This window comes from Shinella oryzae, from assembly GCF_023038235.1.
Classification (GTDB): domain Bacteria; phylum Pseudomonadota; class Alphaproteobacteria; order Rhizobiales; family Rhizobiaceae; genus Shinella; species Shinella sumterensis.
Genome location: NZ_CP081987.1, coordinates 1,203,101 through 1,216,520, shown reverse-complemented (window position 1 = coordinate 1,216,520; position 13,420 = coordinate 1,203,101). Strand labels below are relative to the sequence as shown.

Below are 13,420 nucleotides of genomic sequence, written 5' to 3'. Positions count from 1 at the left end.
CAAACCTTCCGTTTCTCAGTCGCGCACGACGAAGAGACGCGGGCCCGCTGCTGGCTGCGCGCCCTCGGCGGCGTTGCTGACGACCCGGTTGCGGCCGCTGCTCTTGGCCAGATAGAGCAGCCGGTCGGCACGGCTGATCGCATCGTGGATCGTATGGTCGCCCGCCGCCGTGACGGCGACACCGAAGCTTGCTGTGATCGCCCGGTCGATGCCGATGCCGCTCAAGTCCCGTTCCGCCAGCGCGATGCGGACGGTGTTGGCCAGCATATGCGCATCCGGCAGGCGGCAGTTCGGCAGGTAGGCGATGAACTCTTCTCCGCCGAAACGCGCGACGGCAAGGCCCGGCCAGGACACCGCCCGCAGGAGGCGCGCGACCTCGCGGATCGCCTCATCGCCAGGGGCATGCCCGAAGTGATCGTTGATCGCCTTGAACCAGTCGATATCGGCCACGATGATCGCAGCCTCGTTCTTTGCCGTCCGCCCGCCTTCGCCGATGAACTGCTCGAAACCGCGCCGGTTGAGCAGGCCGGTCAACGGGTCCTCCTCCGCATCCTTCCGGTGGCCGTCGAGGATACGCAGCGCGACGGAGGCGAGCGCCGTCAGCGCCAGAAGCAGCGCACCGACCGTGGAGGTGATCTGCATCACATAGGCATAGGGCGAGCCCACGAAATCGTCGATGGCAGGCGTCCCGGCCATATAAAAGAACACGAGCGTCCGGACGAGTGTTTCAAGAACCACGTAGACCGAGGCGGCAAACAGCGCCTTGTCCACGGGAGCACGCAACCGGAAGCGTATGGAGACCATGGCCGCGACCAGCAGAAGGCCGCAGGTGATGTCGCTCAGGAACAGTTCGTAGCGAAGGCTGCCGGCGCCAAGCACCGCCACGGCGATCGCGGCATAACCGAGCACGGCGATTGCACCGCGCAGCGTCAGGATCCGTGGTGCATTGAAATGGCAAATGAGCGCCTGGCTGTAGAGGAAGAAGGCGCAGACAAAAACCGCTTCCGCCACCAGGGCAACCACGGGCGCGGGCAAGACCGCAAGAAGCAGCGGCGCCAGGAAGCCAAGGGCGGCGCAGAGATAACCGCCACCCCAGAACAGCGCTGCGCGATTGCCGTAGCGGGCAACGACGAGGAACGCGACGCCAAACAGGCTGAGGACCACTGGCAGCAGAAAAGCGAAGTTGTCGTCCATCACCCGAACTCGATTGGATTTCATCTGCACCTTAACCAGCAGGACTGAAAACACTGCCTAGGGACATGGTTTACGAAATCCTACGAGCTCACAAAAATAGATGAAACGCAAAAAGCCGGACGCGCAAGCGTCCGGCTTTCGACCGTCCCGGAGGAACGATTCAGATCATGCGGCTTCGGCAGCTTCAGCTTCGGCAGCAACGCGGGCCTTGTCGGCTGCGCCCTTGGCATCGACGTCGCGCTCGACGAATTCGATGACGGCCAGCGGAGCGTTGTCGCCGTGGCGGTAGCCGGCCTTCATGATGCGCAGGTAGCCGCCGTTGCGGTTGGCGTAACGGGTGGCAATCGCGTCGAACAGCTTCGAAACGACGGCGACGTCACGGATCTGCGAGATCGCCTGACGGCGAGCGTGCAGGTCGCCGCGCTTGCCGAGGGTGACGAGCTTCTCGACGATCGGACGAATTTCCTTCGCCTTCGGCAGCGTGGTTACGATCTGCTCATGCTGGATGAGCGAAGCAGCCATGTTGGCGAACATCGCCTTGCGGTGGCTGGCGGTACGGTTGAGTTTGCGACCGGAATTCTGGTGGCGCATCTCGGTTCTCCTTCACATGCAGGCAGTTGCCTGCCGTTTGACGGGGCGCATGTCCGTCTCGCGTTCCGCGAAACCATGTCCATACGCGTTGATCTTGCTGAGGCCAGCCTTGCGCGCCCCCGAAGGGGCGCGTGCGGCCTCAGTACTGGTCTTCGTAGCGCTTGGCGAGATCTTCGATGTTCTCGGGCGGCCATGCCGGCACTTCCATGCCGAGGTGCAGGCCCATGGAAGCGAGAACTTCCTTGATCTCGTTGAGCGACTTGCGACCAAAATTCGGAGTGCGAAGCATCTCGGCTTCGGTCTTCTGAATGAGATCGCCGATATAGACGATGTTGTCGTTCTTCAGGCAGTTCGCCGAACGGACGGACAATTCCAGTTCGTCGACCTTCTTGAGAAGCGCCGGGTTGAACGCCAGTTCCGTGACCGATTCTTCCTCGGCTTCCTTCTGCGGCTCGTCGAAGTTGACGAAGACCGAGAGCTGGTCCTGAAGAATGCGAGCCGCGAACGCGATCGCATCCTCGCCCGTGACGGAACCGTCGGTTTCGATGGTCATCGTCAGCTTGTCGTAGTCGAGAACCTGGCCTTCGCGGGTGTTTTCCACCTTGTAGGACACTTTCTTGACCGGCGAGTAGAGGCTATCGACCGGTATGAGGCCGATCGGTGCGTCTTCGGAACGGTTGCGATCAGCCGGGACATAGCCCTTGCCGTTGTTGACCGTGAACTCCATGCGGATCTCCGCGCCCTCGTCGAGGGTGCAGATGACATGCTCGGGGTTCAGGATCTCGATGTCGCCGACCGTCTGGATGTCACCAGCCGTCACGACGCCCGGACCCTGCTTGCGCACGACCATACGCTTCGCGTCATCGCCATCCATCTTGATGGCGATTTCCTTGATGTTGAGCACGATGTCCGTCACATCTTCCCGGACGCCCGGGATGGAGGAGAACTCGTGCAGGACGCCGTCGATCTGCACGGCGGTAACAGCCGCACCGCGCAGCGACGACAGGAGCACGCGCCGCAGCGCGTTGCCGAGCGTCAGGCCGAAGCCACGCTCCAGCGGCTCGGCAACAAGGCTTGCCTTGGTGCGGCCGGAGGAGGTGAACTCCACCTTGTTCGGCTTGATCAGTTCCTGCCAGTTTTTCTGGATCATATGTTTTGCCTTCCGTTCGCCGCCACCATCCAATCGTGGCGACCGAGCCCTGAAGTTCCGGAAAAGCCGACCGGCTTTTCCGGCAGTTCGAATGCGATGATCAGACGCGACGCTTCTTGCGCGGGCGGCAACCGTTGTGCGGGATCGGGGTCACGTCGCGGATGGACGTGATCATGAAGCCGGCAGCCTGGAGGGCACGCAGAGCCGATTCACGACCCGAACCCGGACCGCAGACTTCGACTTCCAGCGACTTCATGCCGTGTTCCTGGGCCTTCTTGGCGCAGTCTTCGGCAGCGATCTGGGCAGCGAACGGGGTGGACTTGCGCGAGCCCTTGAAGCCCTTTGCGCCGGCCGACGACCAGGCAATGGCGTTGCCCTGTGCGTCCGTGATGGTGATCATCGTGTTGTTGAACGAAGAATTGACGTGAGCAACACCCGAGGTGATGTTCTTGCGTTCGCGACGGCGGACGCGTGCGGCTTCCTTGGCCATGGATAGTCCTTTCGTTGATCTCGACACCGCCGTAATGCCAGCGGCTCCACCGGGTCGGGGCAGCACCCCTTCCCTGAATAACAATTGCACGCGGCCTTCAGGCGATGCGTGCGGCGATATCGTCACTGCCGTAATACCAGCAGCTCCACCGACCAGGGCCCCGACTGAAGCAAGCCCCTGCTCGAAACTCAAAAGAGGCCGGCGCGAAGCGCCAGCCTCCCGTTCCCCGTTTCCGGGAAATTACTTCTTCTTGCCTGCGATGGCCTTGGCCGGGCCCTTGCGGGTGCGGGCATTGGTGTGCGTGCGCTGACCGCGAACCGGGAGGCTGCGGCGGTGGCGCAGGCCACGGTAGCAACCGAGGTCCATGAGACGCTTGATGTTCATCGAGGTTTCGCGACGCAGATCGCCTTCGACCTGGTAGTCGCGGTCGATCGCTTCACGGATCTGAAGGACTTCCGCGTCCGTCAGCTGGTGAACGCGACGATCAGCCGGGATACCGACCTTCTCGATGATTTCCTTCGCAAACTTCGGGCCGATCCCGTGAATGTAGGTCAGCGCGATGACTACGCGCTTTGCAGTCGGGATGTTGACGCCAGCGATACGTGCCACGCCTGTTCTCCTTGCTTCCAGTTGCCATCCGGCAAGTGGTCTTCTTCATTTGAAACGGCCTCGAAAGCCGCAACGCTCAATCGATGTTCGGTACGCACCAAAAGGACCGCACCCGGACTTCTCATCTGGAAATCCGCGCCGATCGCAATGGCATGTCGCGAGTTGGCGCTGTCTTAAGGGGAATCGGCCGAAAAAGTCAACTCCCCAGCCGTTCCTTTTTGCCTGATATCAGGCGCTCTCGAGGATTCCGTCGATCTCGGCGGTCACCTTGTCGACATTGGCCATGCCGTCGACGGTCTGAAGCTTGCCGGTCGAAGCATAATAGTTCGACAGCGGCGCGGTCTTCTCGCGGTATTCGGTCAGCCGGCGCTTGAACGATTCGGCATTGTCGTCGGAGCGGACGGTGCCACCGGCGGCGATCGTTTCGGCGACCCGGTTCTCCATGCGCTTGACCAGCGCATCCTCGTCGACCTTCAGCTCAATGACCGCGTCGAGCGCGATGCCCTTGTCGGCCAGGATCCGGTCAAGGGCTTCGGCCTGCGGAACCGTGCGCGGATAACCATCGAGGATGAACCCCTTGGCGCAATCCGGCTCGGCGACCCGCTCGGACACGATCTCGTTGACGATCGCGTCCGAAACCAGCTGGCCGGCATCCATGACGGCCTTGGCGCGCTTTCCGACATCCGTGCCGGCGGCAACGGCCGCGCGGAGCATGTCCCCCGTGGAAAGCTGCGGGATGCCGTACTTCTCGGTCAGCAGCTTGGCCTGCGTTCCCTTGCCGGCACCCGGCGGGCCCAGAAAAATCAGTCTCATCGTCCCCTCTTACCTCCACGCAGCTTCGACTTCTTGATCAGCCCTTCATACTGCTGGGCGATCAGATGACCCTGTATCTGTGCTACCGTATCCAAGGTCACGCTGACAACAATCAAAAGCGATGTACCACCAAGGTAGAAGGGCACACCTGTCTGAGCGATGAGAATTTCAGGAAGAATACAGACGAACATCAGGTAGGCAGCGCCGATCACCGTAATGCGGGTCAGCACGTAATCGATATATTCGGCGGTGCGCTCGCCGGGGCGAATGCCCGGGATGAAGCCGCCGTGCTTCTTCAGGTTATCGGCCGTGTCCTTCGGATTGAAGACGATGGCCGTGTAGAAGAAGGCGAAGAAGGCGATCATGGCGGCATAGAGCGCCATGTAGAGCGGACGGCCATGGCCGAGCGCGGCGATGATCGACGTCGCCCAGGACGGCAGCTCCGACGTGTTGGAGAAGCCCGCGAGCGTTGCCGGCAAGAGCAGCAGCGAGGACGCGAAGATGGCCGGGATAACGCCCGCGGTGTTCAGCTTCAGCGGCAGGTGCGACGTGTCGCCCTGGAACATGCGGTTGCCGACCTGTCGCTTCGGATACTGGATCAGCAGACGGCGCTGGGCGCGTTCGACGAAGACGATGAGCGCGATGACGCCAACGGCCATGACGACGACCGCGATGACGACACCGATCGACAGCGCGCCGGTGCGGCTGAGTTCGAGCGTACCGGCCAGTGCGCCGGGAAGTGCCGCCACGATGCCGGCGAAGATGATCAGCGAAATGCCGTTGCCGATGCCGCGCGAGGTGATCTGCTCACCCAGCCACATCAGGAACATGGTGCCACCGAGCAGCGAAATGACGGTGGAAATGCGGAAGAACCAGCCCGGATCGTTGACGAGCCCTGCCCCGCTTTCAAGGCCGACAGCGATGCCGTAGGCCTGCAGCGTGCCGAGCAGCACCGTACCGTAGCGGGTGTACTGGTTGATGATCTTGCGGCCCTGCTCGCCTTCCTTCTTCAGCTGTTCGAGCGAAGGAACGACCGATGTCATGAGCTGCACGATGATCGACGCGGAAATATACGGCATGATGCCGAGCGCGAAAATCGCCATGCGCTCGACGGCGCCGCCGGAGAACATGTTGAAGAGGCCGAGAATACCGCCCGACTGGCCGCGGAAGGCCTGCGCGAAGGCATCGGGATTGAGGCCCGGCAACGGAATATAGGTGCCGAGACGATAGACGAGCAGCGCGCCCAGCGTGAACCAGAGACGCTTCTTCAGGTCTTCCGCCTTGGCGAAAGTCGAGAAGTTCAGATTAGAGGCAAGTTGTTCCGCTGCCGAAGCCATGCATTTCTCCGCGTAGCCAATCCGGCGGCGGCGACGCCCGGCCAGGTCCGGAATGGCTTATCCGTTGGCATTCGCACCCTGCCCTGCCCGGGCAATGCGCCTATGCTGAAATTGGTCGTGCCCTTCTGCCGTTGCGGCAAATCGGGCGGATGGGAGCCTAAACCGGTTGAAACGCGAATTGTCAAGCAATCCCGGCCTCACCCTGGTTTTAATTCCGGATAACGATGCGGATTTGAGAATCCGTCTGCCGTTGTGAGGCTCACATATGGGAGCAAAATCGCCCGGTGTGAAGCACACCGGGCGATTATTTCGTGGAATTATTCGGCAGCTTCGGCTGCTGCCACCAGCAGCTTGATCGAGCCGCCGGCCTTTTCGATCTTCTCGATCGCCGGCTTGGAAGCACCAGCCACTTCGAAAGCGACCTTGGCCTTCAGTTCGCCGTCGGCGAGGATGCGAACGCCGTCCTTGATGCGGCGGATGATGCCGGCGGCCTTGAGGGCAGCAGCATCGACCGTTGCCTTGCCGTCGAGCTTGCCGGCGTCGATGGCCTTCTGAACGCGCTCCAGCGAAACGACGTTGAAGTCGGACGAGAAGATGTTCGTGAAGCCGCGCTTCGGCAGGCGACGATAGATGGGCATCTGACCGCCTTCGAAGCCGTTGATCGCAACGCCCGAACGTGCCTTCTGACCCTTGACACCGCGACCACCGGTCTTGCCCTTGCCGGAACCGATACCGCGGCCGAGCCGCTTGCGGTTCTTCGAAGAGCCTTCGTTGTCCTTGATTTCATTCAGTTTCATGATCTTGTCTCCCTCACTTCTCGTCGACGACGCGGACGAGGTGCTGGACGGCGCGGATCATGCCGCGGACAGACGGCGTGTCTTCCAGCGTACGGACCCGGTGCATCTTGTTCAGGCCCAGGCCGACCAGCGTCGCGCGCTGAATGGCCGGACGGCGGATGGGGCTGCCGATCTGCTCGACAGTCACCGTCTTCTTGGCGGTTTCTTTCTTAGCCATGGATCAGGGCTCCTTATTCTTCGGCAGCGACGCCGGCGGACTGGCGGCGAGCCTGCAGCGTGGCGTACTTGAGGCCGCGCTGTGCTGCGATGTCCTTCGGGTGCATCTGGCTCTTGAGAGCGTCGAACGTCGCACGGATCATGTTGTAGGGGTTCGACGAACCGGTCGACTTGGCGACGACGTCATGAACGCCGAGCGTTTCGAAGACGGCGCGCATCGGACCACCGGCGATGATACCGGTACCGGCCTTGGCCGAACGAAGCAGAACCTTGCCGGCGCCGTGGCGGCCGTGCACGTCGTGGTGCAGCGTGCGGCCCGAGCGCAGCGGAACGAAGATCAGGTCACGCTTGGCGGCTTCCGTGGCCTTCCGGATTGCTTCCGGAACTTCACGCGCCTTGCCGTGGCCGAAGCCGACGCGGCCCTTCTGGTCGCCGACGACGACGAGAGCCGCAAAACCGAAACGACGGCCGCCCTTGACGACCTTCGCGACGCGGTTGATCGCGACGAGCTTGTCGACAAACTCGCTGTCGCGCTCTTCGCGGTTCTGGCGGTCTTCGCGACCGCGCTTTTCCTGTGCCATTGTCCTTTTCCTTTTTCTTTTCCGGGTGCAATCGGCAGATTGACGAAAGTCGCCCCATTCTAAAGCAAATGGAAGCGACGGATACCCTGCTGAGACCGGCGGGGCGCCGAGGCGCCCGGCCGAATGATCAGAAGTTCAGACCACCTTCACGAGCGGCTTCGGCGAGAGCCTTGACGCGGCCGTGATAGAGGAAGGCGCCGCGATCGAAGACGACGTCCTTGACGCCGGCCTTGACAGCGCGCTCGGCAATGAGCTTGCCGACGGCAGCGGCAGCTGCCGTGTCAGCGCCCGTCTTCAGCGACGAACGCAGATCGGTGTCGAGCGTGGAGGCAGACGCAAGCGTCTTGCCGGCCACGTCGTCGATAACCTGTACGTAGATGTTCTTCGACGAGCGATGAACCGATAGGCGCGGACGGCCATTGGCCACCGCCTTGAGGGAACGGCGCACGCGGTTGGCGCGGCGCACGAGAGCTTCTTTGGTGCTAGCCATTTCGCGTGATCCTTACTTCTTCTTGCCTTCCTTGCGGACGATGCGCTCTTCCGCGTACTTGACGCCCTTGCCCTTGTAGGGCTCGGGGCCACGGTACTCGCGGATTTCCGCAGCGACCTGGCCGACCTGCTGCTTGTTGATGCCGGACACGATGATTTCGGTCGGCTTCGGAACAGCGATCGTGATGCCTTCCGGCGTCTGGTAGACGACGTCATGGCTGAAGCCGAGTGCCAGCTGCAGGTTCTTGCCCTGCAGCGACGCGCGGTAACCGACGCCGTTGATTTCGAGCTTGCGCTCGTAGCCGTCCTTGACGCCCTTGAAAATGTTCTCGACCATCGTGCGGGACATGCCCCACTTGGAACGAGCGTCCTTCGACTGGCTGGTCGGCTGGACGACAACGGCGTTGTCTTCGAGCTTCACCGAAACTTCGTCGTTTGCGACGAAGAACAGTTCGCCCTTCGGGCCCTTCGCGGTGACCTTCTGACCATCGACGGTCGCGGTAACACCAGCGGGAACCGGAACGGGCTTCTTACCGATACGAGACATTGTTTTATCCTGTCTGTTCGTTATGGAGATCCATGCCCGATCTTAGAAGATCGAGCAAAGAACCTCGCCACCAACGTTCTGTTCGCGTGCCTGGTGATCGGCCATCACGCCCTTCGGGGTCGAAAGGATGGTGATGCCGAGGCCGTTCGCGACCTGCGGAATGGACTTGACCGAGACATAGACCCGGCGGCCCGGCTTGGAGACGCGGTCGATCTTGCGGATCACGGACGCGCCTTCGTAGTACTTGAGTTCGATGCTCAGCTCGGACTTGCCGTTGCCGAATTCGACTTCGGAGTATCCGCGGATGTAGCCTTCAGCCTGAAGGACGTCCAGAACGCGTGCGCGCAGCTTGGAAGCCGGCGTGGAAACGCTGGACTTGCGGCGAGCAGCACCGTTGCGGATACGGGTGAGCATATCGCCCAGGGGATCAGTCATTGCCATGTACCCGTCTCCTTACCAGCTCGACTTGACGATGCCCGGCACCTTGCCGAGATTGCCCAGCTCGCGAAGCGCGATACGCGACATCTTGAGCTTACGATAGAATGCACGCGGGCGGCCGGTGACTTCGCAACGGTTGCGGATGCGGGTCTTGGAGCCATTGCGCGGCAGTTCGGCAAGCTTCAGGGTAGCCTTGAAGCGCTCTTCGATCGGAAGAGCCTGGTTCTGGATGATCGCCTTGAGGGCGGCGCGCTTTGCAGCCTGGTTTGCAACCAGTTTACGGCGGCGCTTGTTCTTCTCGACTGCGCTGGTTTTAGCCATAACAGTAATCCTTCTTTACGCTTGTCGTTACGGTCAGGCGCGGAACGGGAAGCTGAACTCTTTCAGAAGAGCGCGCGCTTCGTCGTCCGTCGGGGCCGTCGTGCAAACGATGATGTCCATGCCCCACATCTGATCAACCTTGTCGTAGTTGATCTCAGGGAACACAATGTGCTCCTTGATACCCATGGCGAAGTTGCCACGACCATCGAAGGACTTCGGGTTCAGACCACGGAAGTCGCGTACGCGGGGCAGCGCGATGTTCACGAGGCGATCCAGAAATTCGTACATGCGGGCGCCGCGAAGGGTAACCTTCGCACCGATCGGCATGCCTTCGCGCAGCTTGAAGCCGGCGATGGAGTTGCGGGCGCGCGTGATGACCGGCTTCTGGCCGGCGATCGCTGCGAGGTCAGCGGCGGCAACCGAAGGCTTCTTCGAGTCGCCCGTGGCTTCGCCAACGCCCATGTTGATCACGATCTTGTCGAGGCGCGGGATCTGCATCTCGTTGGCGTAGGAGAACTGCTCCATAAGCGCCTTGCGGATACGCTCGACATATTCCTTCTTGAGCCGCGGCTCATACTTGGTGTCAGCCATCGATCGACACTCCCGAACGCTTTGCAACACGAACCTTCTTGTCGCCTTCGACCTTGAAGCCAACGCGGGTCGGCTTGCCGTCCTTGGGGTCGGCGATGGCGATGTTCGACAGATGGATCGAAGCTTCCTTGGTGATGATGCCGGCTTCCTGGGTCTGGGTCTGGCGCTGGTGACGCTTCACCAGGTTGATACCCTTGACGACCGCGCGGTCTTCCTTCGGCAGCACCTGCACAACTTCACCGGTACGGCCCTTGTCCTTGCCGGTGAGTACGACGACCTTGTCGCCCTTGCGAATCTTTTGCATAGCCATCGCTCCTTAGAGTACTTCGGGAGCCAGCGAGATGATCTTCATGTGGTTCTTGGCGCGAAGCTCGCGCGGAACCGGTCCGAAGATACGGGTGCCGATAGGCTCTTTCTTGTTGTCGATCAGGACAGCGGCGTTGCTGTCGAAACGAATGACGCTGCCATCGGGGCGGCGGATGTCCTTGGCGGTGCGAACAACGACCGCCTTCATCACATCACCCTTCTTCACGCGGCCGCGCGGAATAGCTTCCTTGATCGAGACGACGATAACGTCGCCAACGGAAGCGTACTTGCGCTTGGAGCCGCCCAGCACCTTGATGCACATGACACGACGTGCGCCGGAATTATCCGCGACGTCGAGGTTAGTCTGCATCTGAATCATGTCAGGTCGCCTTCTTGTTTTACCAGACCGGTTGGGCCAATCCCGATCAAGGAAAGGCCCCCTGTTCCAGCATATGGAAATTCATGTCTTCGCGCGGGAAGATGTGTTGCCAGGGTGGTTTCCCTTCGGCGAACCGACGGACCTTCCGTGCGCTCAAAGCAAAAGACGCTCGTGATTCCGAGCGTCCTTGCGCTGCTTCATACAGGTTTTCGCGCCAGACGCAAGGGCCGGCGCGAAATCAGCTGTTTTTAAGCCTGGGCCGCGACGACGGTCCAGCGCTTGTCCTTCGAAATCGGGGCGCATTCCTGGATGGAAACGACGTCGCCGACCTTGTACTGGTTGGTTTCGTCATGCGCCTTGTACTTCTTCGACCGGCGAACGGTCTTCTGAAGCAGGGGATGGGCAAAACGGCGTTCGACGCGCACGACAACGGTCTTGTCGTTCTTGTCGCTGACAACAGTGCCCTGCAGAATGCGTTTCGGCATATTTTTTGGTCCTTAGGCCTTGGCTTCTGCCGCCTTCTGGCGGGCAATGGTCTTGACGCGTGCGATGTCCTTGCGGACTTCGTTGATGCGCGAGGTCTTCTCAAGCTGGCCGGTGGCCTTCTGGAAGCGCAGGTTGAACTGCTCCTTCTTCAGCTTGGCAAGCTCTTCGTTGAGCTGATCGGCGCTGAGCGCCTTGACGTCTGCGGCTTTCATGGCGCTCGCTCCTTACTCTGCAATGCGCTGTACGAAGCGCGTCTTGACCGAGAGCTTGGCCGAGCCGAGACGAAGCGCCTCGCGGGCGATCTCCTCGGAGACACCGTCGATCTCGAACATCATACGACCGGGCTTGACCTTGGCTGCCCAGTATTCGACCGAACCCTTACCCTTACCCATACGGACTTCCGTGGGCTTGGCGGTGACGGGAACGTCGGGGAACACGCGGATCCACACACGGCCGGCACGCTTCATGTAACGGGTGATCGCACGGCGGGCCGCTTCGATCTCGCGAGCGTTCACGCGGTTCGGTTCCTGAGCCTTCAGGCCGAACTCGCCGAAGGCGAGCTCGGAGCCGCCTTTGGCGACGCCCTTGATGCGGCCCTTGAACTGCTTGCGGTACTTGGTACGCTTTGGCTGCAACATTTTTTTACTTCTCCGATATTGGCTGCCAAACGCGACTGTTACGCGTTTTCACGACGACGGTCGCCGCGATCACCGCGTTCGCGGCTTGCGGGACCCTGGCTGTCACTTTCGCTCGCGCGACGCTCAGAGGCCATCGGATCGTGCTCAAGGATTTCGCCCTTGAAGATCCAGACCTTGATGCCGCAGATACCGAATGCGGTTTCGGCTTCAGCCGTACCGTAGTCGATGTCCGCACGCAGCGTGTGGAGCGGAACGCGGCCTTCGCGGTACCATTCGGTACGCGCGATTTCCGCACCGCCGAGACGACCGGCGCAGGTGATCTTGATGCCTTCGGCGCCAAGACGCATGGCCGACTGAACAGCGCGCTTCATCGCACGGCGGAAAGCCACGCGGCGTTCGAGCTGCTGGGCGATCGACTGTGCAACGAGGGTTGCGTCGACTTCCGGCTTGCGCACTTCAACGATGTTGAGGTGCGTTTCGGAGTTCGTCATCTCGGAAAGCTTCTTGCGGAGCTTTTCGATGTCTGCACCCTTCTTGCCGATGATCAGACCCGGGCGAGCCGAGTGGATCGTGACGCGGCACTTCTTGTGCGGACGCTCGATGACGACCTTGGCGATACCGGCCTGCTTCAGTTCATCCTGAACGAACTTGCGGATCTTCAGGTCTTCGTGAAGCAGCTGGCCGTATTCGGCGTTGTCGGCGAACCAGCGGCTGTCCCAGGTACGGTTGATGCCGAGGCGGAAGCCGATCGGATTAATCTTCTGGCCCATTATGCGGCCTCCCCTTTGGCTTCGACTTCACGGACGACGATCGTCAGATGCGAGAACGGCTTCTCGATCCGCGATGCGCGGCCGCGGCCACGAGCGTGGAAACGCTTCATGACGATCGACTTGCCGACATAGGCTTCGGCGACGACAAGGCTGTCGACGTCGAGATCGTGGTTGTTTTCTGCGTTTGCAATCGCGGATTCGAGCGTCTTCTTGACGGTCTCGGCGCTACGCTTGCGCGAGAATTCAAGTTCTGCAAGGGCGCGATCGACCTTCTTGCCGCGGATGAGCGCAGCAAGCAGGTTGAGCTTCTGGGGGCTGACGCGGATCGTGCGCGCAACGGCCTGCGCCTCATTATCCTTCAGCCGACGTTCGGCTTTAGCCTTACCCATCGTTACTTCCTCTTCGCCTTCTTGTCCGCGCCGTGACCGTAATAGGTCCGCGTCGGAGCGAATTCACCAAACTTGTGGCCGACCATGTCTTCATTGACGGCCACCGGGATGTGCTTGGAGCCGTTGTAGACACCGAAGGTCAATCCAACGAACTGCGGCAGAATCGTGGAGCGACGGCTCCAGATCTTGATAACTTCGCTGCGACCGCCTTCACGAACCTTCTCAGCCTTCTTGAGAAGATAGCCGTCAACAAACGGGCCTTTCCATACTGAACGAGCCATTTCTGAC

The 13,420-nt window shown here is 61.1% G+C and carries 23 protein-coding genes; all 23 read right to left on the bottom strand.

Translation table 11 applies throughout. The features are described 5' to 3' along the window. Positions 1-15: 15 nt before the first annotated feature. The gene (locus K6301_RS06070; protein ID WP_247219901.1) at positions 16-1,218 is read right to left on the bottom strand and encodes a GGDEF domain-containing protein; all 1,203 of its coding nucleotides are present in this window, start codon (positions 1,216-1,218) and stop codon (positions 16-18) included. A gap of 141 nt (positions 1,219-1,359) precedes the next feature. Continuing rightward, the gene (gene rplQ, locus K6301_RS06065) at positions 1,360-1,785 is read right to left on the bottom strand and encodes a 50S ribosomal protein L17 (protein ID WP_134649061.1); all 426 of its coding nucleotides are present in this window, start codon (positions 1,783-1,785) and stop codon (positions 1,360-1,362) included. Positions 1,786-1,924: 139 nt separating this feature from the next. Then, on the bottom strand, positions 1,925-2,935 hold the full coding sequence (locus tag K6301_RS06060) for a DNA-directed RNA polymerase subunit alpha (protein WP_134649060.1): 1,011 nt from the start codon (positions 2,933-2,935) through the stop codon (positions 1,925-1,927). A 100-nt stretch (positions 2,936-3,035) separates the two neighbouring features. Then, entirely contained in the window at positions 3,036-3,425 is a 390-nt protein-coding gene (gene rpsK, locus K6301_RS06055; RefSeq protein ID WP_023513823.1) for a 30S ribosomal protein S11, read from the bottom strand. Between the two features lie 240 nt (positions 3,426-3,665). Beyond that, positions 3,666-4,034 carry a 30S ribosomal protein S13 gene (gene rpsM / locus K6301_RS06050; protein ID WP_134649059.1) on the bottom strand — a complete coding sequence of 123 codons (369 nt, stop codon included), beginning with the start codon at positions 4,032-4,034 and terminating at the stop codon, positions 3,666-3,668. Positions 4,035-4,262: 228 nt separating this feature from the next. After that, positions 4,263-4,847 carry an adenylate kinase gene (locus K6301_RS06045; RefSeq protein WP_247219899.1) on the bottom strand — a complete coding sequence of 195 codons (585 nt, stop codon included), beginning with the start codon at positions 4,845-4,847 and terminating at the stop codon, positions 4,263-4,265. Then, a complete protein-coding gene (secY, locus tag K6301_RS06040; RefSeq protein ID WP_134649057.1) occupies positions 4,844-6,184 on the bottom strand; it encodes a preprotein translocase subunit SecY in 1,341 nt (446 codons plus the stop codon). The genes K6301_RS06045 and secY overlap by 4 nt, the downstream gene beginning before the upstream one ends. A gap of 317 nt (positions 6,185-6,501) precedes the next feature. After that, positions 6,502-6,981, bottom strand: a complete 480-nt coding sequence (gene rplO, locus K6301_RS06035; protein WP_134649056.1) for a 50S ribosomal protein L15 — start codon at positions 6,979-6,981, stop codon at positions 6,502-6,504. Between the two features lie 13 nt (positions 6,982-6,994). After that, positions 6,995-7,198 (bottom strand): 50S ribosomal protein L30, encoded by a 204-nt coding sequence (gene rpmD, locus K6301_RS06030; RefSeq protein ID WP_247219897.1) that lies wholly within the window; start codon positions 7,196-7,198, stop codon positions 6,995-6,997. Positions 7,199-7,211: 13 nt separating this feature from the next. Then, complete coding sequence (gene rpsE / locus K6301_RS06025) at positions 7,212-7,778, bottom strand: 30S ribosomal protein S5 (protein ID WP_247219895.1); 567 nt, start codon at positions 7,776-7,778, stop codon at positions 7,212-7,214. Between the two features lie 127 nt (positions 7,779-7,905). Further along, positions 7,906-8,268, bottom strand: a complete 363-nt coding sequence (rplR, locus tag K6301_RS06020; RefSeq protein ID WP_247219894.1) for a 50S ribosomal protein L18 — start codon at positions 8,266-8,268, stop codon at positions 7,906-7,908. Positions 8,269-8,280: 12 nt separating this feature from the next. Beyond that, a complete protein-coding gene (rplF, locus tag K6301_RS06015) occupies positions 8,281-8,814 on the bottom strand; it encodes a 50S ribosomal protein L6 (protein WP_247219892.1) in 534 nt (177 codons plus the stop codon). A 42-nt stretch (positions 8,815-8,856) separates the two neighbouring features. Continuing rightward, on the bottom strand, positions 8,857-9,255 hold the full coding sequence (gene rpsH, locus K6301_RS06010) for a 30S ribosomal protein S8 (RefSeq protein ID WP_134649052.1): 399 nt from the start codon (positions 9,253-9,255) through the stop codon (positions 8,857-8,859). 12 nt (positions 9,256-9,267) lie between these two features. Further along, positions 9,268-9,573 (bottom strand): 30S ribosomal protein S14, encoded by a 306-nt coding sequence (gene rpsN, locus K6301_RS06005; RefSeq protein ID WP_134649051.1) that lies wholly within the window; start codon positions 9,571-9,573, stop codon positions 9,268-9,270. Between the two features lie 33 nt (positions 9,574-9,606). Further along, positions 9,607-10,164 (bottom strand): 50S ribosomal protein L5, encoded by a 558-nt coding sequence (gene rplE / locus K6301_RS06000; RefSeq protein ID WP_134649050.1) that lies wholly within the window; start codon positions 10,162-10,164, stop codon positions 9,607-9,609. Continuing rightward, complete coding sequence (gene rplX / locus K6301_RS05995; RefSeq protein ID WP_117372294.1) at positions 10,157-10,468, bottom strand: 50S ribosomal protein L24; 312 nt, start codon at positions 10,466-10,468, stop codon at positions 10,157-10,159. Before rplX ends, rplE begins: the two co-directional genes overlap by 8 nt. A 12-nt stretch (positions 10,469-10,480) precedes the next feature. Beyond that, the gene (rplN, locus tag K6301_RS05990; protein WP_117372293.1) at positions 10,481-10,849 is read right to left on the bottom strand and encodes a 50S ribosomal protein L14; all 369 of its coding nucleotides are present in this window, start codon (positions 10,847-10,849) and stop codon (positions 10,481-10,483) included. Positions 10,850-11,097: 248 nt separating this feature from the next. After that, positions 11,098-11,334 (bottom strand): 30S ribosomal protein S17, encoded by a 237-nt coding sequence (rpsQ, locus tag K6301_RS05985; protein WP_117372292.1) that lies wholly within the window; start codon positions 11,332-11,334, stop codon positions 11,098-11,100. Between the two features lie 12 nt (positions 11,335-11,346). Continuing rightward, positions 11,347-11,547 carry a 50S ribosomal protein L29 gene (gene rpmC, locus K6301_RS05980; RefSeq protein ID WP_024270441.1) on the bottom strand — a complete coding sequence of 67 codons (201 nt, stop codon included), beginning with the start codon at positions 11,545-11,547 and terminating at the stop codon, positions 11,347-11,349. Positions 11,548-11,559: 12 nt separating this feature from the next. Next, positions 11,560-11,973 carry a 50S ribosomal protein L16 gene (rplP, locus tag K6301_RS05975; protein WP_024270440.1) on the bottom strand — a complete coding sequence of 138 codons (414 nt, stop codon included), beginning with the start codon at positions 11,971-11,973 and terminating at the stop codon, positions 11,560-11,562. A 38-nt stretch (positions 11,974-12,011) separates the two neighbouring features. After that, positions 12,012-12,743: a 30S ribosomal protein S3 gene (gene rpsC, locus K6301_RS05970; protein ID WP_064329856.1), complete on the bottom strand. Its 732-nt coding sequence runs from the start codon at positions 12,741-12,743 to the stop codon at positions 12,012-12,014. After that, the gene (rplV, locus tag K6301_RS05965) at positions 12,743-13,132 is read right to left on the bottom strand and encodes a 50S ribosomal protein L22 (RefSeq protein WP_134649049.1); all 390 of its coding nucleotides are present in this window, start codon (positions 13,130-13,132) and stop codon (positions 12,743-12,745) included. Before rplV ends, rpsC begins: the two co-directional genes overlap by 1 nt. A gap of 2 nt (positions 13,133-13,134) precedes the next feature. After that, on the bottom strand, positions 13,135-13,413 hold the full coding sequence (rpsS, locus tag K6301_RS05960; RefSeq protein ID WP_023517272.1) for a 30S ribosomal protein S19: 279 nt from the start codon (positions 13,411-13,413) through the stop codon (positions 13,135-13,137). Positions 13,414-13,420 lie beyond the last annotated feature (7 nt).